Origin of the sequence: Altericista sp. CCNU0014 (genome assembly GCF_044923475.1) — a bacterium.
Lineage (GTDB): Bacteria > Cyanobacteriota > Cyanobacteriia > Thermosynechococcales > Thermosynechococcaceae > JAAURS01.
This window is the reverse complement of sequence record NZ_CP137338.1, coordinates 2,249,116-2,271,639: the sequence shown is the minus strand read 5'-3', so window position 1 is coordinate 2,271,639 and position 22,524 is coordinate 2,249,116. Positions and strand designations below refer to the sequence as shown.

The 22,524-nt window shown below is 54.8% G+C and carries 15 protein-coding genes and 1 pseudogene; 5 read left to right on the top strand and 11 right to left on the bottom strand.

The features are described from left to right. Positions 1-287: 287 nt before the first annotated feature. The gene (locus tag R6H26_RS11020) at positions 288-1,121 is read right to left on the bottom strand and encodes an aldo/keto reductase (protein ID WP_404790496.1); all 834 of its coding nucleotides are present in this window, start codon (positions 1,119-1,121) and stop codon (positions 288-290) included. Between the two features lie 47 nt (positions 1,122-1,168). Beyond that, a complete protein-coding gene (locus tag R6H26_RS11015; protein WP_404790495.1) occupies positions 1,169-1,993 on the bottom strand; it encodes an SDR family NAD(P)-dependent oxidoreductase in 825 nt (274 codons plus the stop codon). Positions 1,994-2,167: 174 nt separating this feature from the next. On the opposite strand from R6H26_RS11015, the gene R6H26_RS11010 reads away from it, so the two are divergent. Beyond that, positions 2,168-2,317, top strand: coding sequence for a hypothetical protein (locus tag R6H26_RS11010; protein ID WP_404790494.1), 150 nt, complete (start codon positions 2,168-2,170; stop codon positions 2,315-2,317). Positions 2,318-3,011: 694 nt separating this feature from the next. On the opposite strand, the gene R6H26_RS11005 is transcribed toward R6H26_RS11010, so the two are convergent. From R6H26_RS11005 to rpsB, 6 genes and pseudogenes are all read right to left on the bottom strand, one after another. Then, a complete protein-coding gene (locus R6H26_RS11005; protein ID WP_404790493.1) occupies positions 3,012-4,367 on the bottom strand; it encodes a cytochrome P450 in 1,356 nt (451 codons plus the stop codon). 103 nt (positions 4,368-4,470) lie between these two features. Continuing rightward, positions 4,471-5,409, bottom strand: a pseudogene (locus R6H26_RS11000) (nucleoside hydrolase). 24 nt (positions 5,410-5,433) lie between these two features. Next, on the bottom strand, positions 5,434-6,354 hold the full coding sequence (rbsK, locus tag R6H26_RS10995) for a ribokinase (protein WP_404790492.1): 921 nt from the start codon (positions 6,352-6,354) through the stop codon (positions 5,434-5,436). A 1-nt stretch (position 6,355) separates the two neighbouring features. Beyond that, a complete protein-coding gene (locus R6H26_RS10990; protein WP_404790491.1) occupies positions 6,356-7,306 on the bottom strand; it encodes a HEAT repeat domain-containing protein in 951 nt (316 codons plus the stop codon). Positions 7,307-7,448: 142 nt separating this feature from the next. Beyond that, positions 7,449-8,189 (bottom strand): translation elongation factor Ts, encoded by a 741-nt coding sequence (tsf, locus tag R6H26_RS10985; protein ID WP_404790490.1) that lies wholly within the window; start codon positions 8,187-8,189, stop codon positions 7,449-7,451. A 168-nt stretch (positions 8,190-8,357) separates the two neighbouring features. Continuing rightward, complete coding sequence (gene rpsB / locus R6H26_RS10980; protein WP_404790489.1) at positions 8,358-9,143, bottom strand: 30S ribosomal protein S2; 786 nt, start codon at positions 9,141-9,143, stop codon at positions 8,358-8,360. A 215-nt stretch (positions 9,144-9,358) separates the two neighbouring features. On the opposite strand from rpsB, the gene R6H26_RS10975 reads away from it, so the two are divergent. Continuing rightward, positions 9,359-13,081 carry an NB-ARC domain-containing protein gene (locus R6H26_RS10975; protein WP_404790488.1) on the top strand — a complete coding sequence of 1,241 codons (3,723 nt, stop codon included), beginning with the start codon at positions 9,359-9,361 and terminating at the stop codon, positions 13,079-13,081. On the opposite strand, the gene R6H26_RS10970 is transcribed toward R6H26_RS10975, so the two are convergent. After that, complete coding sequence (locus tag R6H26_RS10970) at positions 13,044-14,489, bottom strand: Dyp-type peroxidase (protein ID WP_404790487.1); 1,446 nt, start codon at positions 14,487-14,489, stop codon at positions 13,044-13,046. The genes R6H26_RS10975 and R6H26_RS10970 overlap by 38 nt on opposite strands. 52 nt (positions 14,490-14,541) lie before the next feature. Beyond that, positions 14,542-16,908: a hypothetical protein gene (locus tag R6H26_RS10965; RefSeq protein ID WP_404790486.1), complete on the bottom strand. Its 2,367-nt coding sequence runs from the start codon at positions 16,906-16,908 to the stop codon at positions 14,542-14,544. Between the two features lie 378 nt (positions 16,909-17,286). Between R6H26_RS10965 and R6H26_RS10960 the strand changes: the two genes are divergently transcribed. Both R6H26_RS10960 and R6H26_RS10955 read left to right on the top strand, forming a co-directional pair. Then, entirely contained in the window at positions 17,287-17,505 is a 219-nt protein-coding gene (locus R6H26_RS10960) for an addiction module protein (RefSeq protein ID WP_404790485.1), read from the top strand. Continuing rightward, entirely contained in the window at positions 17,498-17,797 is a 300-nt protein-coding gene (locus R6H26_RS10955) for a type II toxin-antitoxin system RelE/ParE family toxin (RefSeq protein ID WP_404790484.1), read from the top strand. Before R6H26_RS10960 ends, R6H26_RS10955 begins: the two co-directional genes overlap by 8 nt. Positions 17,798-17,856: 59 nt before the next feature. Here R6H26_RS10955 and R6H26_RS10950 read toward each other — a convergent pair whose 3' ends face one another. Then, on the bottom strand, positions 17,857-20,823 hold the full coding sequence (locus R6H26_RS10950; protein WP_404791286.1) for a UPF0182 family protein: 2,967 nt from the start codon (positions 20,821-20,823) through the stop codon (positions 17,857-17,859). 453 nt (positions 20,824-21,276) lie between these two features. On the opposite strand from R6H26_RS10950, the gene R6H26_RS10945 reads away from it, so the two are divergent. Continuing rightward, on the top strand, positions 21,277-22,524 hold the full coding sequence (locus R6H26_RS10945) for an MgtC/SapB family protein (protein ID WP_404790483.1): 1,248 nt from the start codon (positions 21,277-21,279) through the stop codon (positions 22,522-22,524).

Here is a 22,524-nt window from a genome sequence, read left to right as displayed (position 1 = left end):
CGCCTATATCGCTATCCGGGCTATATAGACGGATAATTTCAGTATTCTTTCGGAGGTTCCGCTCACCATTTTTTTACTATCAACGCCAACCCCTTTGCATTATTCTGCGTATTTAGTAGTTGCTCGCATCAAGAAAATAAAATATATCGAGCCAGCAGTACAATAATTGCAGCTTTTCAGAGCACCACTCCATACCTGCCGACCTACTGCATGCACCGCAATCGAGCGCTATGCCTATCCTGTATCGTCATCTGGCAGTGCAGCAACGATGAGAGGTATGAATCGAATCACAACATCTGAAGCGATACGCGCTTGCGCGGCGGCGGAAAAGCAGCATCCAAAGCCTTGATGTCATCGGCCCCGAGCTGAAGCGCCAAGGCCGCATAGTTTTGTTCGACATGGGCGATGCTGCTGGACTTAGGGATGACGATAACTCGATCTTGATGCAGCAGCCAAGCGATCGCAACCTGTGCGGGCGTCACTTCCTGTTGTTGGGCAAGTCGTCGCAAAGTAGGATTTTGGAGCAGACGCCCCTGTTCTACAGGAGAGTAAGCCATGAGCGGGATATTTTGCTGCCGACACCAGGGCAATAAATCCCACTCGACGCCGCGCCGCGTCAGATTGTAAAGCACTTGATTTGCGGCGATCGCCCTTCCATCTGCGATCGCCATTGCTTCCTCCATATCGTCCAGGTCAAAATTGCTGACCCCATACTCGCGAATTTTGCCAGCTTGCTGGAGGGCGTGCAAAGCCTCCAGCGTTTCTGATAGGGGAACAGAACCGCGCCAGTGCAGGAGATACAGATCCAGATAATCCGTCTTGAGACGGCGCAAACTGCGCTCGCAGGCGGCGATCGTCCCCTGTCGCGTTGCATTGTGGGGGTACACTTTGCTGACCAAGAAGACAGAAGAGCGCTGGTGGGCGATCGCCTCGCCCACCACAACCTCAGCCCCGCCCTCGCCATACATTTCAGCCGTATCGATGAGCGTCGCGCCTAGGTCTATCCCGCGACGCAGAGCTGCCACTTCCTGCTGGCGCTGGGTCGCGGACTCGCCCATTCTCCAAGTCCCCATTCCCAGTACCGGAATCGGTCGACCGGATGGCAAAAGTATCGACTTCATCGGTCGCTCCGCAGCGCCAAGCTAAACTACCGCTGGCTCGGTCTCCATTACAGAGACGTGTCGCCAGCATGTCTAAAATGATACTCAGGCCGCGAGCGATCTTCAAATTTCGGAGCCGCAAACTGAAGGGTTTTTTCGAGCACCCACGGCATCAGACGGTTGCACCAGACAGCCAACCGTCCCTGCCATCCCACAATAATTTCATCGGCATCTCGGTTCAGCCCTCGGATCAGTGCCTCCGCGACCTGCTCCGACGTCATGGGGACGGCCCATCGAAACCATTCTAGATCCCGCACCATATCCGTATCGGTCAGCGAGGGCAGCAAACTCATCACGCGAATATTGTGCGCGGCCAGCTCGCCCCGGATGGCTTGCGTAAAACCGAGGATGGCAAACTTGGTCGCGGAATAGGTGGCCATGGTTGGCGCGGCCACCTTGCCCATGAGGCTGGCAACATTGACGATAGTCCCGCTTTGCTGGGAAGCCATGCGACGCCCGATCAGCCGCGTCACGCCGTACATCCCCATGAGGTTGATGGCAATTTCTTCCTGGACGTGGAGCAGTTTAGATTGCAAAAACGGCGCTTGATGGGCCACTCCGGCGCAGTTGACGAGCAGATGGACGGGACCGAAATCTCGCCATGCTTGGGAAAGCACCACATTGGTCTGAATCCGATCGCTCAGATCGACGACCAAGGGAATCGCTTCAACGCCCATAGCCTCAATTTCGTCGGCAACTTCCTGGAGCCGCTGGGGATTGCGCGCCACCAGCAGCAGTCGATGAATGCCCTGTTGGGCTAGAGCAAGGGCGATCGCCCGGCCAATGCCGCGAGATGCCCCTGTAATCAGAGCGGTTTTTCCTTTAACGTTCATTCTTGAAACCTCCAAAACTTAGGTTTCGCTACGGCATTAGTTCGCGGCAACAGCCCATCGAGCACGGTCGCGCTCGATGCGTAGCGAGAGTTCTTGTTCTTTAATGCGGCCTTTAACGTGCGGGGAATTGAAGGGATTGGTTCGAGATCGAAAGAAACATCTCGCAGAAGGCTAATGCCTCAAGCCCCTTCAGGATGGATCGGACTCGACCCAAAAGTGCCATCGCTGTCAGGCAAAACGATTGGGAAACCACAAACGGCAAAATCTTTGGATGCCAAGTACGAGAACAATCGCGCTGTTCTGACTGGGTACTGGGCGGACTAACAGCAGGTTGCCGCTTGAAGAGGGCGGTATTGCATGGCGTACATCTCCTCGATGAAAACATCAATCGTAACGATTGGCTGTACCAGCACACGTTAGCAAAGAGATCGATAGGCTGCAACATTTATTAACAAAAAACCTCGATCGTAACGTATCGCTACACGGCTTTCAGAATCGCCGCGAGGTCGATAGAATTCGCCGAAATCGACGGCCCGCAGCCGTCCGATCGATCCCGATCGGACGGGGGGTTCTTGCTTTCTGCTGCGATTCTGAGAATCGTCCCACCGCAGGATCTGACCGATTATGAGACGGTTTTTTGACGGGATGGGACAAAACGCCAGCGCTGCTGCCGCGCCGTCCGCGCTACGCTCACGCCCGAAAAAACGTATTGTCTTCCCAAGCGGTAGCAGTTCGCCGCTCGATATCCGCCAGGGCGATCGCGTCTAATTGAGGCAAGACTTTAGGTGATTTCTGGGAAATAACCTACCGCTGGCTTCGACTTCGCTCAGCCAGCTAGAGACTAGAGATTGTGCCCTGCGGTGTCCTGAGCCTGTCGAAGGAAGCGAAGTCGAAGGGTACAATCTCGGCGGGTAAAACCTTTTCTGGAAATCGCCTTACCCAAGGAAGATTTGCTAGGACCACAGCTTGCAGCCGTATCGCAGTAGGGAATCCCCAGCGCCAGCGACCTCACTCTTAATTATCCGCCCCTCCGAACGAGCTGAACCTTTATTCCCTGCGCGGGGCGTAACGTGATGGAAGGGAATGGGACGATCGCCTGACCCTCCACTAAGCGAACTTGATAGCGCTGTGCTAGCGTTGCCAGAATTAACACCGCTTCCATCTGCGCAAAGCTTTTACCAATACAAATTCGCGGACCTTCGCCAAAGGGAATGTAAGTACATTTGGGCAACTGTTTTTTCAAATCACCTTGCCATCGTGCTGGCTGAAAACATTTGGGCGCGGAAAAATAGCGCGCGTTGCGATGCATCACCCAGGGACTCATGAGAACCACGCAATTCTGCGGAATGGTGTAGCCATCCAACACGTAGTCCTGCGTCGCCGAACGGGCAAGCAACACGACTGGTGGATACAGCCGCATGGATTCATCGATCGCCTGTTGGGTGTAGGTTAAACGCGGTAGGTCGGCCATGGTTGGCACGCGTCCCGCCAGTACCCGATCCAACTCTTCCCAAAGGCACCGTTCCGCCTCCGGGTTTTGGGATAGGAGCATCCACGTCCAAGCCAAGGCATTCGCGGTCGTTTCATGACCGGCCAGCATGAGCGTTGCCAATTCATCGCGCAATTGTCGATCGCTCATCTTGCTCCCATCTTCGTCCTGTACCTGCAATAACATTGAGAGCAGATCGCCCGAGTCTCCAGAATTCTCTCGGCGTTGCTGAATTAAACGGTAGATAAACGCATCCATCTCCGCCAAGGCAGCAAGGTAGCGGCGAGTTGCAGGCAGCGGGAAGCGGGGAGGGATCGCAAATCCTTGCTTTTGCCGCCGAGAAAACCAGACCATACACAAATCCAAGGCATGGGAGATTTTCTGAGCTTCTGGACCTGCAATATCGATATTGAAAAGGGTTTGCATGACAATATCTAAGGTGAGATGCATCATGTCCTGATGCACGTCGCGGGTGGCGCCATCTTGCCAAATTTCCAACAGCTGTTCGGCTGCCCGCACCATCGTGCTGGCATAGTCGCTAATCCGCTGGTGGTGAAACACGGGTTGGGTCAGCCGTCGTTGCTTGGCCCAAAAATCGCCTTCGCTCGTGAGTAGGCCAGTTCCTACCAACGTTCGAATGGCGCGCCAGCCGGGCGTATTTTTTACAAAGACAAGCCGTTCTTTGAGAATTTCCTCAATGTAGTCGGGCCGGGAGATCGAGCAGGCTTGAGAAAGGCCCAAACGCAGCGGGACGATCCCGCCATAGTGCTTTTCGCAGTCGCACAGAAACTGGAGGGGATTTTTGGAAAACTGGCCGGAGTGGCCCAACAACCAATGCGCTTTGGGGGTTGGCAATTGTTTGAATGACTGGGCGAGCTGGGGCATAGGCTTTATCCCGTGCGAATGACATTCAGTTGCGTGCAACTCAATTGAGTTCGTAGAAGCAATTCCCTATGACGGGAATCGCTCAGCAGACCAATCCATTATCCTACTCAAAAGCAGTTAGCTTCTGATAGAGGAGCTGTAGGAACGCTTCAGACTGAATGGAATGGGCGATCGCAATGGAATTCGCGATCGGCTTCGAAGAGTCCCAACGGACGCTGGTTTGCCCGCAGGTCTCCCGATCGCGAATGTCGATACTGACGGTAGCTCGGGCCGTAGAAAACAATTCGGGCGCGAGCAAATAGCCGATGACGCAAGGATCGTGAATGGGAGGGCCGCTCCATCCGCGCTCGCGCTGTTCTCGGACTCCGTAGTTGCCCAACATGCGCGCCGCAGTTCGAGCAACTGAACTTTGGGCGGACTCCAACTGCGATCGCCATGCGGGCGTGGCGATGACCTGGTGAGTCGCTTCGAGCGGAACCAGCACGAGCGGAATGCCGCTGCTTGAGATCGCGCGCGCTGCATGGGGATCTGCATAGCAGTTAAATTCAGCAAACGGGGTAATGTTTCCCCCCGCGATCGACCCACCCATCCATACGATCCGCTCGATCCCCCGAACGATATCCGGGGCTTCAAGCAACGCTGCGGCCAAGTTGGTCGCGGGACCGAGCGCGGCAATCGTAAGCGGCGATTCGTGGGAAGAACGACACAGCCGGATCAGAAAATCGACAGCGCGTTCGGACGGGAATGGCATTTGAGGATCGGGTAGCGCAACGCCGCCGAGTCCGTTGTCGCCGTGCACCTCTGCTGCAAAAATGGGCGATCACGCCAAGGGTCGCGGGCATCCGGCGTAAATGGGGACATCGAGGCGATGGGCGAGTTCGCAAATCCGGCGCGCGTTGGCATGTGTCGTTTCGACGGGCACATTTCCGGCGACGGTCGTGATGGCAACGAGTTCGAGCGCTGGGGAGGCAAGCGCCATCAACAGGGCGATCGCGTCATCCACCCCCGGATCGCAGTCAATGACGAGACGATGGGTTTGCATAGATCCAAATCAGGGATGGGCAAGTCAGGAATGGGCTTGAAGAAAGTCGAGTAAGGACGCTCGGGTTGGGAGAGAGGGTTGAGCGCCCGCTTGAGAGACCGCTAACGCACCCGCAGCTAAACCCCACTGTAGGGCAGTCGTCCAGGAATGATTTCGATCCAAAGCAGCAGCCAGCGCGCCGTTAAAGGCGTCGCCAGCCGCAGTCGTATCGCAAACGGAGCTGGGATAGGCGGGCCAATGTTGCAGGTCTGATCCGTCCGCAACTGCAATTCCGCGATCGCCCAAGGTCAAGATAACCCTTTCGACTCCCTTCTGTTGCAGGGATCGAGCGCCCTGTAAGGCATCGGCAACGGAGCGGATGGGCTGTCCCAGGAGCTGCTCTGCTTCGGTTTGGTTGGGCGTCAGAATATCGACTAGAGAATAGAACTCGGCTGGAAACTCGGCTGGGGCCGGGGCCGGATCGAGGATGACCTTAACGCCTGCATCTCGGGCTGCCTTTGCCGCTGAGATCGCTGCTTGCAGCGGAATTTCTAACTGGAGCAGAAGGGCCGACGCGCCTGGGAGTTTGGGTTTTAGACGCTCGATATCTGCGGCACCCACCAGACCGTTGGCACCTGCGGCCAGGACAATTTGATTCTCGCCGCCGTCCGCAACGGTAATGGCCGCAATCCCCGTACGAGCCGAAGCATCCTCAAAAATGCCGTCGCACGCAACGCCTTGACCGAGCAGCGCTGCAACGAGCTGTTGCCCGAAGCCGTCAGCACCGACGCGACCGACGAGATGGACTAGAGTTCCCAACCGAGCGGCAGCAACCGCTTGATTGGCACCTTTCCCGCCCGGAACCGTTTCGAACGTAGAACTGCTGAGCGTTTCCCCAGCTTTGGGCAGATGGGGGGTACGCAACACGAGATCCAGATTGAGGCTGCCGAAGACACAGATGGCCATATCAAAACTGTATTTTATCGTCTCCCCGCTGTTCGATCGCCTCGCAGATCCGCTGCCACACATGGCGGTCTTGGCGATAGAGGTCTAGGGCGATCGCAGCCTCCTTGGCTTCTGCCAGCTTGCCCTCCGCGACAAGGGCGAGCAGAAACGCCAATGCTTCATCCTGTCGGAGCATGGCGATCGCCAGAAGCGCGCTTTGCCGCAGTTCGGCGTTGCGGGTTCGCCGCCACCAATCGCGCAAAATGGGGAAGGCCGCTGGCAGGCGAGATTCGCCCAAGGCCAGCGCGGCCATTTCGCAAACCTGCGCCTCCGGGCGGTCCAAAAATTCCGCAATCAGGTCTAAAGACTGAGTTGGGGCGAGTTGCAGCAAACCCATAAAGCATTCGGACAGGACCTGCGGATCTTTGTCGCCCACCTTGACCTTGAGGCGCAGCAACGGCACACCCTGCGGGTTTTCGGCGTAAGCGATCGCCCGAGCAGATCCAATGCGGGCTTCCGGTTCCGGGTCAGCCAGCAGATCTGCTAGCTCGACCATGACTTCGCTGTAGTTCATGCGGACCAGACCCAACGCGCAGATGCCGCGCAGTCCGGGGGCTGTATCCACCTTGCCGCCCCAGACGGACTCCATCTGGACGTGCCCGATCCCGTTTAGGAACAGGTCTTCCTGACTGTATTCCAGACGATAAAGGGCTTCGGCAATTTGCTTTTTGGCAATGCAGTTCGGATCGGTTGCGGCAGCGTTTAGCATGAATCGCTCGAAGGCGGTTGCGAGATCGGGAATTAGCCCGTGCAGGTTTGCTTTGCTGGCAAGCTTGGCGGCTCTGGCGGCGGCGATCGCGTGTTTGCTTCCTATCGCCTGCTTTAGATGCGCGATCGCTTCCTCTGGAGCGAGATCCAGATCGATCCGATCGAGCAGGGCAAGGGTTTCTTCGAGCTTGAGCGATTTTGCCATAGGCCTTAAGAGTTCTTCGTTGTCTCGACCGTACAGTTCCCTACCGATTGACGCCCCGGTCATTCTTTCAGTGTATTGGCTTCAAAAATAAAAAGGAGGCTGCGATCGGCAACCCCCTCTCATTCAATTGATTATTTTGCAACTATTTCTTTGGCTTTTTGCCAGAACCCTTTGGTGCAAGCGGCTTGCCTTCAGGTGGCTTCTCTTCAACCTTCACTTCTGGAGCAGCTTGCCCAGTCGTTGCGGCAACTTCCTCAGCCAAGTTAGAGACGGGCTTATCGATGCCTTCACCCAGCACAAAGCGGCTGAAGCGACGCACCTGAATATTTTCGCCGAGCTTGGAGATGCTCTGCTTGATCAGCTCCTCGACCGTAATGCTTTGGTCTTTGATGTAGGGCTGATTCAACAGGCACAGCTCCTGCATGACCTTGTCCACCTTCCCCTGCACGATCTTTTCCTTCACGCCTTCGGGCTTGCCCTTCAGCGTATCGGACTCGAGGGCGATCGCCTTTTCGCGCGCCACAAAATCCGCAGGAATTTCGCCGACGTGAACGTAGGAAATATTGGGACAAGCTGCAATTTGCTTGGCAATATCCTGCACCAGCGCCTTAAACTCCTCATTGCGGGCCACAAAGTCCGTTTCGCAGTTGACTTCAACCAGCACGCCAATCTGACCGCCAAAGTGAATATAGCTACCAACCAATCCCTCAGCAGCCACCCGACCTGCCTTTTTGCCCGCAGAAGCCAGCCCCTTCTTGCGAAGGTAGTCCACTGCCTTTTCTAAATCGCCCTCGGACTCGACAAGCGCTTTTTTGCAATCCATCATCCCTGCGCCGGTCTTTTCGCGCAGTTCTTTCACAACCGATGCTGAAATCTCTGCCATGATGCTGCCTCAGGTGTTCTCTAACGTCAAAATACTCTAAGCAGGAGCCGTCTGGTGTTGCGATCGAAACCGACCGCACCCGCGATTTACTCAACTCAACCGAACCACTCCTTCACAACCGAAGTTCTCTTTGAGGGGCAGTCCGATGACCGCCCCGAGAAAACACCCCTACTCTTCTGAGTCTCCGTCGCCTTCGCTGGCGTCGTAGGCTACATCATCATCGTAGGTTGCATCGTCTTCGTCGTAGTCGTAGTCCGCACCGCCATCCACTTCGCCATGTCGCCCTTCATAGATGGCATCTGCCAATTTGCCCACCACCAATTTGATCGAGCGGATCGCGTCGTCATTGGCAGGGATGGGGATATCCACCCAGTCTGGATCGCAGTTGGTGTCCAGCAAAGATACGATCGGCAGGCCCAGTTTTTGGCATTCTTGGACGGCGTTATATTCGCGACGGACATCTACCATAATGACCACATCCGGCAGTTTCGACATCTGCTTCAGCCCGCCGAGATATTTTTGCAGCTTCTCTAACTCGCGCCGCAGCTTAGAGGCTTCCTGCTTCGGCAACAATTCGAAAATACCGCTCTCGTAGCGCCGCTCCAAGTCCTTGAGCCGATCGATCCGGGTTTTGATCGTCGTCCAGTTGGTGAGCATTCCCCCCAGCCAGCGCTGGTTGACGTAGTAGCTGCCGCAGCGAGCGGCTTCTTGCGCCACGATCCCAGCAGCCTGACGCTTGGTGCCCACAAACAGAAAACGCTTGCCAGACTCCGCTGCCGAACGAACGTAGTAGTAAGCATCATCCATGAGCTGGGCGGTTTGCACCAAGTCGATGATGTGAACGCCATTGCGCTCGGTAAAGATGTACCCAGACATCTTCGGATTCCAGCGCCGCGCCTGATGGCCGAAGTGAACTCCGGCCTCAAGCATTTGAGCTAGACCAATTACGGGCATGTTAAATTTCTCCTATTCGGGTTTATCCTCCACCTGAGGGGATTTCAGCGCCTAACTCGGCAAACAAGAAACACCCGAACGCTCAGATGTGCGGTTTTAGACAACTTTGCTAGGATAGCATATTTTGGATGTTATTACTTTGCCTAAAATTAAATAGCAATTATATTGGGATTGTTCGGTATTCTTAAAGGTGAAGTGAAGCTGAGCGCAAAATCGTGGATTTTGATGAGCTAATCATCCTCATTGATGCTGCGGTTTACGAACGCACGCAAAAACATCTCAAGGACACAGAAGTTTTAGTTCTTCGCGGTTCTTGGCTGGGTCAAGGCTATGAGGAAATTGCAGAAGCCCATCACTATACAGCGCAGTACGTGCGTCAAGATATCGGACCGAAGCTGTGGAAACTGCTGTCCCAGGTTATCGGAGAAAAAGTCAGCAAAACGAGTTTTCGGACGGCGTTAGAGCGCTACGGACGCAAGCATTTAGAACCGAAATCGCAAGCTAATGAAAAAGATTTTTCGCCTCGCTTAGCGCGTTCCGATCTCGAAAATCGGAGCGAACCTCAGACATCCGTTCGAGTCCTATCTGCTGCCCAAACGGATTGGGGTGACGTCATCGATGTTTCTGCGTTCTACGGTCGCGCGGAGGAACTGAAGACTTTAGAACAATGGATCCTGCGCGATCGCTGCCGTTTGGTCGCGCTATTGGGGATGGGCGGCATTGGTAAGACGTCGCTGGCGGTCAAGCTGGCGGAGCGAATTCAGGGACAGTTCGAATTTGTATTTTGGCGATCGCTCCGCAACGTGCCTGCTTTTGAAGACTTGCTCGCGTCCCTCATTCATTTCCTGTCCTTACAACAAGACGCAGCACTCCCCAACAGCCCAGACGCTCAGCTCGCATGCCTCCTGAACTACCTGCGGCAGCATCGCTGCTTGATTTTGCTAGATAACTGGGAATCCGTACTCCAGAGCGGCACGTCCGGGGCTTACAACCCGGGGTACGAAGGCTACGGTCAGCTTTTGCGCTGCATTGCCGAAGCCCAGCATCAAAGTTGCCTCATCGTTACGAGCCAGGAGAAGCCGAAGGGATTCTCCCAACGGGAAGGTAATGCCTTACCCGTGCGATCGCTGGCCTTACAAGGGCTGGGTTCTCTCGACGCCCAGGCGCTTTTTGCAGACAAAGGTTTGGTCGATATCGAGCCGGAAGCCCTCGCGGAAGTGCTGAGCCATTACGCGGGCAATCCGCTCGCCCTCAAGATTATTGCAGCTGCCGTTTTCGACCTCGTGGACGGCGACCTCGCCAATGTGATTCCTTATTTGCGGCGGGGCGTACTTCAGTTTGACGACATTAACGATCTGCTGGCGCGGCACTTTAACCGACTCTCGGCGGCAGAACGGCAGGCGGTCTATTGGCTGGCCATCAATCGCGAACCCATGGCGATCGCCGATTTAGAACTCGATATCGTGCAGGATAGCCTGTCCTGTCCGCTGCCCGAAGTCATCCGTTCTCTGCGAAATCGCAGCTTGGTCGTCCAGCACGATCGGTTGTTTTCCCTGGAGCCAGTCGTGATGGAGTACGTCACCCATCGTCTGGTCATGGGCGTCTGCGACGAAATCTTGAGCCAGCAGATGGCGCTATTGAGAACCTACGCGCTCGTCAAAGCGCAGGCCAAAGACTACGTGCGCCAAGCGCAAATTCAGTTCGTACTGCGGCCCATCCTATGGCGCCTGCGAGAACTGCTACAGAGCAATCTTCGCATCGAGCAAAGTCTGAAAAATATTCTGGCCCGCGCTAGGGCCGACGCTCCTTTGCAAGCGGGTTACGTGGGGGGGAATGTCCTCAATCTTTTACGAGAATTGGGGGCTGATTTCAGCGGGTTGGACTGCTCCTATCTGACCATTTGGCAGGCTTATTTGGTCGATGCTAACTTATCACATACGAACTTTGCCCATGCCGATTTATCTCGCTCTTCATTTACGGCAGTTTTGAGCGCGACGCTCTCTGTCGCCTTTAGCCCCGACGGAGAGCGTTTTGCCATGGGCAGTGCCGACGATAAGGTGCGCGTTTGGCAGGTGGATGGCTACAAGGAAGTGCTGACCTGCGAGGGGCATAGCAACTGGGTGTGCGCGGTGGCCTTCAGCCCCGATGGGTCGCTCTTGGCCAGCGGCAGTTTTGACAAAACAGTCAAGCTGTGGAACCTGGCCACCGGGCAATGCATCAAAACCCTGTCGGGTCATGGGGGCTGGGTGTGGGCGATCGCCTTTAGTCCCGACGGCCAAACCCTCGCCAGCGGAGCCGACGACCACACCGCAAAAATCTGGGATGTCGCCAGCGGCAACTGCCTTGCTAGCCTTGAAGGCCACGAGAGCACCGTCTGGTCCTTGGCCTATCATCCCGACGGTCAGACCCTGGCCAGCAGTTCCGCCGATAAAACCATTCGGCTTTGGAACTTAGCCACGGGCAACGCGACGGAATTGCTCCAGGGACGCATCAATCGCGTGCGATCCCTTGCCTTCAGCCCCGATGGCGACTTTTTGGCGACGGGTGGAATTGACTGTACGGTGGATATTTGGCGGGTGAAAACCGGGGAATGCCTGCGATCGCTCAAAGGACACCTCCAGCCCGTCATCTGCGTCGCGTTTGCCCCTTCTCCCCCCGTCGAACGCAGATCTGTCGATCGAGAAGCACCTCTACCGCTCTTGGCGACAGGCAGCCAGGACTGCACCATTCGTCTTTGGAATATTGCCTCCGGTCAGTGCGTTAAAACCCTCAAAGGCCATCCTAATGGGGTCTGGTCCGTCGCATTTCATCCCAGCGGCAACCTGTTGGTGAGCGGCAGTAACGACAGCACTGTCAAGCTCTGGAACCCCCAAACCGGACAATCCTTGCGGACCTTAAAGGGATACAGTACCGGGATCAAATCCCTCGCCTTCAGTCCCGACGGGCAATATCTGGTCAGTAGTGGCGACAATAAAAAAATTAACCTTTGGTCCTTAACCGCTGGAGAATGCCTGCGCTCTGTGGAAGGTCATTCGAGCTGGGTTTGGTGCGTCGTGTTTAGCCCCAACGGGCATCTCTTGGCCAGCAGCAGCAACGACAACACGATCAAACTTTGGCAAACCTCCTCCTGGAAACCGATCAAAACCCTCCAGGGCCACCTCAGTCTGGTATTTGCAGTAACCTTTAGTCCCGACGGACGCACCTTGGCCAGCGCTAGCGACGATACTACGGTGCGGCTGTGGGATGTCCACACGGGAGAATGCCTTAAAATCCTGCCCCAAGGCGGACGGGTGTGGACCGTCACCTTTAGCCCGGACGGCCAAACGTTGGCCTGCGCGAATGGAGAGCAGTGGGTCAGCCTTTGGGACGTTGCAGCAGGAACCTGCCTGCGCGTGTTGACAGGGCACACCAGTTTGATTTTTACTGCAAGCTTTAGCCCAGACGGACGCCTGTTGGCGAGTGGGAGCGATGACAAAACCATTCGGCTTTGGGATGTCGAGACGGGTAACTGCCTGAAAACCTTGGAAGGACATTCGGGTTCTGTTTGGTCTGTCGCTTTTAGTCCCCAGGGCAACACCCTTGCCAGCGGCTGCAACGATACCACCGTGAAGCTGTGGTCCGTCCCCGATGGAAATTGCCTTCGGACGCTGCACGGCCACGAGCGAGAGGTTTGGGCCGTAACGTTTCACCCGCAAACCCTAGAGCTTCTGAGCGCGGCCCAAGAGGGTACCATCAAGCGCTGGAATCCCGCGACGGGAGAGTGCCTTCAAACCCTTCAGGAAGATAAACCCTACGACCGGATGAATATTGAAGGCGTAACGGGGCTGACAGAGGCACAAAAAGAGTCCTTGATGACCCTAGGGGCGATCGCCGGGGATGATTTCAGTACGGAGTCCGCATCTATTCTGTCGCCAGAAAGGTTAGCGCTGAGAGGCTAGGCAAGAAAAAATAGGCTCCGCCCTTCAAGGTGACAAAGTTAGGTAAGCTGAGGCTCTGGCTAAGCGGCTCTTTGGGAACGATCGCCGTGCGAAGGGAACCATCGGGATTGTAGCCCACCAACGGATCGCGCTCGTCGTACAGACCGTTAAACGTCGGGGCATTCACCCAACTTTGCTGCACGAACTCAAACTGCCGCCGAATATTGGCGTTGATGCAAAAAAACAGCAGCCCCCTCGGTTGTCCGTCGTCTTCTATAACGCCTTCTGGCAGCGGATCGCCGTAAACGGCTCCTCGGCGCAACAATCGCCGCCTTCGCGAGCTTTTAATCGATTCGCTAGCATCTTGCCCCAGGGAATCTCTCGGGTTGGTGCGGCGGATGTGACTGCTGAAGGGACAGCGGAACCCTTGGGGGTCTTCTGGACCGTAGGCAAAGTCATTGCTATTGGCTAAAAAGTCATTGTCAGGGAGGCGATCGCCGAGGGGATCGGCATCTGGCGCTTGCACCAAGGGCGCGCCGCTCGGCCAGCGTCCGACAATCTTAGACATCATCAGGAGCCTTTCTTCCGGGGTGCTGAAGGTATCTTGAAAGTACCGCCGGAAGCCAGCCACATCCTGCGCGATTTTGCGATAGACCAAGTAGCTGCCATTGCGCCCGAAATCTTTGAGCGCCGTTTGGGGGAGGAGCGACAGGCTGTGGGTTGGGTCTTGGGCAACGGGAACGGTTGGAGTCGAGGGATAGTTGCCGTCCTCGTTGAGATAGCCCAAGATAAATTCTCCGGCTTTGATGAGATCTTGCGCGTTAATGCGGGTTTTCTCTGCTTTGGGACTCCCCTCGATCGCGGGCTGAGAAATACTGTCGTGGAAGCCGAAATGCTCTCTGCTATCCACTGGGATATAGCCCGTTTCTACGGCGAGGAGTTTTAGCCCGTTTGGGCCGAGCTGGGCTCGGTACGCGTCATCGAGCGCGCCAAGATCTGCTGCCGTTGCCTGCAAAATCAACAGCAAATCGACCGTTGTATCGGGTTGCCACGGTTGCTCCCATCGATCGGGGGCGTTGATGCCAAAATCCCCAAGCTGTCGCGTACGATTGGGTTCGGTCATGCCTTCGATAAATTCCTTGGAGAAACTCTGGAGCAATTCTGCCGGGGCTTCCAGGGCTTGCAATCCAGCATAGGTGACGGCGAGGTTAACTGCTGTGGGCGGTTTTTCGCCCCATAGCGAACTGGTAATGTGCCGATCGCGAAGGAGCGATCGCAGCCACCCTTTGGCTTTACTAGCCTCTTCAATTTGCAGAAATAAATACCGAGAGTGGGACAAGTGCCCGTAGCCGCTCGCGATAATACCCTGAATGTCCGACAAGTCCAGAGCGATATCTGACGGCGGGTTCTTAGTCTCTGCGCTCGGCATGGAGAACTCCTTTATACTGCACTGCAATTAGGGAAAGTTTGTTGAAAAGCATTTATTGACCGATCGATTTCACCAGTCGCATCAAGAGGGGATCTTGGACTGCCGACAGAAGGCTGTAAGCGCCGCTGAGGTAGTCTTTGAGATCCCGAATCGCTGTGGCTAGGGCGCGATCGCACAAAATATTCTGCACCGATAGTTCTGGGTAGGCGCAGTAATACACCTGGGCCGGAAACTGGCGGGGGCGCTGGTGCTGCTTGAACATTTCAATATCCTGACAGCCGTTGCTGGGAAAGCCTTCTAAATTCCCCCAAATCAGGTTCATCGGAATGAGGGTTTTGTAGACAAAATCGTCGAGGTAGCTATCCCAACTGCCCCGATAGTTGCTTTCAAAAATGAGGTAGGAAGTCCGGGTATCGTTCAAAATACCCTTATCGACAATGACCCACCGTGCAAAATGAATTGTGGAAATTCCCACGAGCGTGCCCCGCGAGGTTTTAGCGGTCTGATTCACCAACCACAGGACTGTTTTGAGGATCAGCTTATGAAACTCGGACTTAATGGGAGAGAGCGTGGTCATTTGATTGGGCAAAATTCCATTGGCGACGAGGCGATCCTCGACCTGAGTGCAGGCTTGCATTCGGGCAACTTGGCTGGGCTGCGGCGGGAAGCGATCGCCGGGGTTATTGCGTTTGGGGAAAATGCCGACCCAAGCCTGCAAGCCAGAGGCGAGGGCTTTGAAAAGCCCGATCGAAGACAAGAGCAGTGAGGGAAAGGGCGGTTCCGGCGATCGCCTTGGGGTGAGGGCAGACAGTTCTTTGAGGGGAGCTTCCAGAGCGGCGGCGTGGGTTTGGGCCAGGCGATCGACGCGCTGGCGCAAGGTTTTGGCAGCTAAAATTTCCCGAGCTGTAACGTCTCGACAGCCCACATAAAAGGCCTGGGTCTTGAGGGAATACCGCTGAACGAACTGCGCGAATGTTTCGACATCTAGGGCATCGCCGGGGTTAAAGCCTTCGCAATGGCACCAGATGGCATCCATCTCAGCACCCATGGTTTCGACCAATTCTTGAAGGTAGTCTGTCACAGGGCCATCGTGATTGCTGGTAAAGAGCAGATGGGGTGCGACGTTTTGCTCGGGAGCATCCAAAATCACCCAGCGGGCAAAGTGCGTGGCGGGAGATTTTGCAAAATAGGTCTCGCGGCGATCTTCTATCTGCTGGGAAACGTTCTCTAGTTCGGCTTCGAGCGCATTAAGCGCGTTGGGGCGCAAGGGACAAATGACAGTGAGGGGAGTTTGTCCGACGGGCAACTTCCGTGGGAGTTCTTTGGGCGATTTGGGCGAAGGCAACCCCGCTGCCTGGTTGAGATTATTGCGGTACCCAGCCGCCTGGAAATAAACGCGCTGGCGTATGGTATTCATGCTGCCCAGCGGTTCGTGTTCCGGCAGACAATGCCAGGGCGTGAAGGAAAAATCTTCGCCGAAGACAGGCTCTAGCTCCGCATAAAATTGTTGGGGTGGAATTTGAAGGGTGGCGACTTTATACTCTGGTACGTCTTTCCATTCGATAGTGGAATCGTCTAGATCGGTCAAGGTGGGATTTTCTTTAACTTGGATGTAAAAGTCAAATCGAGCCTGTTGTTGGTGGTGGGTGAGGTGTTCTATCAATGCTTCTCGCAGATAGTTCGGCGTATAACGCTTGGGTTTGGATGCTTTATTAATCGCGCTGGGTCGCACGACGTACTTGACGGCTTGGGCGGCACTGCCCAAACGGTAAGGAGTGGTGCTCCAATAGGACTGATCGAGGGGACTAGACATTCGAAACAGCCTTTTTTGGAGCCTGGCGCTGACTAGAATCCAAACCTCTCGAAAGCGCCATTGCTGGGGGTACGGACTGGGAATTAGAAACGCCAGCAAACCCATCAAAATCTTAAGTCGCAAAACGAGCTTGTTTGTAGCGGGCGGATCGGTAATGGAGGGGTCTTTTAAGGCGGCAACCAAATCTAGTAACTGAAACAGTTCTAAGTAAGGTCGGACTCCTTTTATAAAAAATCGCGGCGCGTCGATGAAAACAAAGTCTTGGATTTTAGTCTGTCTTTCTGATTCCGATCCGTCAGAATTTTCCTCCACTACGACCTTAATTGCCATCCCGTGGATATCGCCTTTCGTATCATCCTGTTCCCTGAGCGTAGAAAAGCGCACCCAAGCCGGGAAGGTGTGCGGCTGACTGAAGAGTCCGACCCGGCAAGCCTCTGGCAGTTTTTCCCAAAGGTGCGGCTCCACGCAAAAACGAGCCATCAAGCAACCGTGCTGCTTGGGATGTTGATCGCGCCGTTTGAGGCTATCCTGCTGTCGATCGATGTGGCGGGTGATGAGAGTGGCGATCGCCTCTATGGTATCTGCATCCGAGTTTTGAACAGTCATCCCCATCCCCTTTCTATGCAATGGACGTGCTGACAATGACGGCTGAGATTATAGCCATCAAGATAAATCTTACTGGAATAAATTTATCTTCGTACAAAAAATAAATATGGCTCAATATTAAGTAGCACTGAGTCTTTTTGGAACAGAATTGTGTAAAGAAATGAGCGTTTTTATCATTCTTTCTTGCCTGACTCATCTCTTCAAGTGTTATGGGGCGATCGAGCCCAGGGCCGAAACCAGCAACACGCGGGCGCGAAATCCAGCGATGACACTCCCGTTACCGATAGTTCTGAAGCACGTTCAGCTCTTTATCCAGCAACAAGATTGAGCTGTAAGCATTTTTGAGCTACAACAAAGACAGATAACAAGGCGAGTAACATGCTGAGTACTGAACATGCCGATCTGCTTAAACTCAGTCCCTCTGAGCGAATTTTGCTTGCACAAGACCTTTGGGATAGCCTGAATCCAGAGGATATCCCGATCGCTGACTGGCAAAAAGCGGAGCTTGACCGCAGAAAGGCAGCATATCAAGCAAACCCTACATCAGGTCGGTCGTGGGAAGAGGTTCAACGCCGTATCATCGAACGGCATGGTTAAGAGTATTCGCTTTACCCCGGAAGCGGAAGACGACTCATACCAAGGCTATGCATGGTATGAGAGCCGACGCATAGGATTAGGACGCGAATTTATCACAGCGGTTGATGCCTGTCTTCAATCGATCGGCCGCAATCCCAAGCTTTATCAGACAATTTATAAAGATTATCGCCGCGCTGTCGTTCGGCGATTTCCCTTTTCAGTTGTTTATGAAGAAACGGATTTAGAAGTTGTGGTCTACGCCATCTTTGACGGTCGTCAAGCCCCCGATAAATGGCGAGAAAGATTGCAATAGGAACCCCCACAACCTCTTTTGAGTTACTGAATCGAGCATCAAGGCGCCTGAATCGAACATCAAGGCGCGATCGCCTCATCCACCGATCTCACGATAGGAGGAGCCACAGGCGTTTCTTTGACTTTGAAAACTGCCTGAAGTGCCTGATTTAAAGTTTGAGCCATCGCAATCCGATTTTCGTAAGCTACGATGACCCGCGCCAGAATCGGCAGCTTGTTCTGAGTGGCTTCCAGGTAAAGCGGCTCCACGTAGAGCAAAGACTGCTCGATCGGAATAATCAGTAGATTGCCTTGGATGGCTCTCGAACCCTGGCGATTCCAAAGCGAAATTTGTTGGGAAATGACCGGATCTTGGTTGATGCGCGCTTCGATCTGTTCTGGCCCGTAGACTAGCCGCTGCTTGGGAAAGGTATAGAGGAGCAATTTGCCGTAATTCTCCCCATCAGAACGGGCTGCCAACCACGCCACTAAGTTAGAGCGTTCCTTTGGCGTGAACGGACGCAGTAAGATAAATTCTTCAGTTTGAACGCCGGGTAGACTGGTGATGAGGTAGTAAGGCTCCACGCCCCTCGGCTTGTCGCCGTAGATTTCCGTAGGAATTTGCCACTGATCTTCGCGATTGTAGAAAACCTGAGCGTCGGTCATGTGGTAAGTCATCAGCCGCTCGGACTGGAGCTTCAGAAAATCGACGGGATAGCGCAGATGCTGGCGCAGTGCGGTAGGCATAGCGCTCAAGGGCTGAAACAAATCGGGAAAGATAGTCGTCCAACGGTCGATCACGGGGTCGCTGGGGTCGGCAATGTAAAAGGCAACGGAACCGTGATAGGCATCTACAACCACTTTGACGGAGTTGCGGATGTAGTTGAGGGAATTGCTACCGCCATCGGAGTAGGGATAGCGATCGCTGGTCGTATAGGCATCCACGATCCAGAACAGGCGGCTGGGGTTATTGGGGCGATCGGGGGTGGCATTGGCGGCGACGAGGTAGGGGTCGCTGTCGTAACGCAGAAACGGGGCGATCGCGCGGATTCGCTGGTTGATATTGCGCCGAAACAGCAGTTTGGTGTTGGGGGTAAACTCCGGTGTCAGGAGCATCCGCCAGTCGTTCAAGTATTTGGCAAACAAAAATTTCCGCCAAGGCGAAGCAACTGAAATGCCGCCCTGCCCGTCATAGATGTTGTAAACATTCTCGTCGCCGCTGGGGTAGTCCAGCTCCTTCACCTTTGTCCCCGTCATGACGTAGGTATTGGATAGCTCGCCGTAGTAAATGCGGGGCTGCCCGATGGGAATGCTCGCCCTGACCGCAGGGCTGCTGGTCGTCAGGGGAGTGCCTTCGGTCACGCCGATATCCTTGACCAAATATTCGGGCAACCCTTCCGGGCTGGCACGATTCACCGGACTGAGGGTGAACCCGTAACCGTGGGTATAAATCATTCGCTGGTTGACCCAGGTTTGCGCTTCCTTCGGAACCGCACTGTAGTCCAGCTCGCGGGCAGAAATTAAAACCTGCTGGCTCTCGGCAGTGGGGGGCTGCGGGCGGGGCGTACCTGCCGCTGTCGCCTTTGAGGCTGGATTGGAGGGCGATTCTACCTGCAGGGTATAGCGATCGATGTCGGCATCGGGGAAGCGATAGTAAAGGCGAATTTGCTGGAGCTGGCGATTGGTTTCCAGGAGGGGCTGCTGGTCCCAAAGGCGAATGTTGCGAATGGCGAGGTCGTTGGCTTCGATGTCGGCGTAGGTGAGCTGTCCGGCGGGGTTAAAGGTTTGCGTTTCAATATTTTCCAGGCCAAAGGCTTGACGCGTAAAGGCGATGGTGCGCTGGAGGTAGGGTTGCTCCCGTGCCAATTCGTTAGGCTGCACCAGAAAAGACTGCACCGCCATCGGTAAAATCGCGATCGAGATGCCAATCGAACCGAGGTAAATCCCCGCGCCATAAAGCATCGACTTTGCGGTCAAGGGTTTGGATCCGCGACGGATCGATTGCCAGAACAGTCCGATCGCGATCGCCCAGGTTAAGACGGCAAGTCCGGTGTAGGCGGGCAACAGTACGGCAAGGTCCGTAAAGCTGGCTCCATAGGCAACCCCTCTGGAAGAGTACAGCAATTGATAGCGACCGAGCCAAAAGCTGAGGCCGACCGCCAGCAAAAAGCCACTGCCCAGCCCGCACAGATGCCTTCCCTGCGCGGGGGAGAATCCGGCAAACTTTCCCTGACTCAGGCTGTCACCGGACAGCAGGTAGGTTAAGGTTGCAGCGATCCATGCGTACAGAAGCACCCCCACCAGCCAAAACTCTAGGAGTTCCCAGGCGGGGAGAGAAAAAATATAAAAGCTGATATTTTGGTTAAAAACAGGCTCTGTTCGATCGAACGGGACCGCGTGCAGCGATTGCAATACCCTGACCCACTGGCGGGACAGCGTCACGCTAACCAAACCGCTCAAGGCAATGGAAGTGGCCGCCAGCCAAAATCGAGGGAAACGTAAAACGGCAATCGCCGACCCCAGTAACGCGATCGCGATCCATCCTTGAGAGACGCTCTGAACACCTAAATGCCAAAGCGTTTCAGGTCTCAACAAGCTGGGCATCGAGGGGGAAACGGTAGGCCGATCTAGGGCGGGATGCCACTGGCCGAACAATGCCTGACCGTAGTGCAGCAAAATCGTTCCCGCCAGCAGACTCAGCCCCAAGACGAAGAACAGCAACCATCGCAATCGGAGGGTCGATGCGGGCGATCGTTCTATAAGGAGTAAATCGCGCTCCTTGGGGTAGGCATATTTGAGGCGCTGAGCCAGTGCGAGATTGCCGAATAGATAGCCAAGGCTGAGGGCAAACGTAACGAGCCACAGCACCCCTTGGGCGGTCAGCCTGAGCAGGTACATTCTCAGGTAGCCGACTTCCTGAAACCAGAGCAACTCTGCCCCCAGCCGGGCCGATAAATCCAGCCCGAACCACAACCCTGCGATCGCGACGAGGCTGCGGGTTGCGTATTTGGAGACAGTTCTCGATTTAAGTTGAGGGAACAGCTTCATTAAGGGTGCTTTAGAAGGGTTCGGCTGATACCAGTACTCCCAATTCCAGTCTTTAATGGCTATTTCCAAAATAGAAACTACCAACCATTCTGTAGGGGCGCAAGGCCTTGCACCCCTAGAGTCGGTATTCTCTTTTCTAGAAATCGCCTAACGGTCGCTCCGACTAAACTCTACCCTTATTGTGAGATATATCTAGCCAAAATTGACTCAGGGATCTCAATTTTTCTCGCTCCGCTGCTTCAATGCCGTCGCAATGGTCTGTCACCCCACGCGAGCGATGCACGCAATGACCGCAGCGTGTCGTGGGGTTCTAGATCGATGTCTCGCATCTGAGCTAAGTCAGCATCATAGCTTGCTCGAAGCTGTACCACCTCGCAGTAATACAATTTATCTATGGGATATTGGTGCAATTAATTCAGTGTAGGGAGTCCCTCGGAGGTGGAGATGGATCTGATGGTGGCAACCAGAATTGCGATCGCCCTTGCCCTAGGACTCATCATCGGCATGGAAAGAGGCTGGCAAGACCGGGAAAGCCCCGACGGTATCAATAGCGCTGGAGTTAGAAGTTTTGCCTTCGCTGGATTATTGGGCGGACTATCGGCGCTCTTGGCAGGGGAAACCGGAATTTTTCTGTTGGGCATTACCTTTTTGGGCTTTGCTGCCACGGTCGTTGCCGCCTACGTGATAACGGCTCGGCAGGGAAACGACTATGGCATTACGTCGGAATTGGCGTTGTTAATTACATTTGTACTAGGAGCCTTGGCCGGGAAAGGCCATACCGCAGAAGCTGCCGCAGCTGCGGTTACGACGGTCGCTTTGCTGGGGTTCAAAAAAGAACTGCACGAGTCTTTAAAGCGCCTCGATCGTTCGGAGTTGATTGCCACGATCCAACTGTTACTGATTGCTGCTGTGGCGCTGCCGCTGTTGCCAAACCGCAGCCTTGGCCCTTGGCAAGCGGTCAATCCTCGCTCGATTGGGTTACTCGTGTTGTTAATTGCTGGTATTTCCTACGCCGGGTATTTTGCCATGCGTTTTTTGGGTCCCCGCGCGGGTATTCTAGCAACCGCCGTGCTGGGGGCACTCGTTTCTTCCACTGCCGTTACCCTCAGTTTTGGCCGCATGGCAAAGCGCGGTCAGGGTTCCCTGGCACTTTTGGGCGCGGGCATTTCTCTCGCCTCCGGCACGATGGCCCTGCGGATTTTGCTAGAGGTTTCAGTCGTAAACTCAGCTCTGATGCCCCTCATTACGGCGCCCATTGCCTTGTTGGCCGCAGTTCCGCTGCTTGCAGCCGCAGCGATCGCCCTCCGCAAGCCAGCGGAAGAAACAACAGCAGACGTTCCCCTCAGAAATCCGATTGAATTAGGTTCGGCCTTGGGCTTTTCGGGATTTCTCGCCTTGTTGTTTATTCTCATTCGTGCCGTTGAAGCCTGGTTTGGGAATGCTGGAATCTACGGACTCTCTGCGCTTTCCGGCATTAGCGATGTCGATGCGGTGAGTCTTTCTTTGGCACAAGCAACCAAGGGAAATTTACCGTTGTCGGTAGGTGCAACGGGCATTTTGATTGCAGCGATGGTCAATACGGCAGTCAAAGCCTTACTGGCAGCTTTAATTGGCGGGTGGAAGCTCGCTCGTTGGTGCGCCTCGATTTTGATAATAGCCCTACTGGCCAGTTTTGCAGCAGCTTTGGCTGTAAATCTCTAA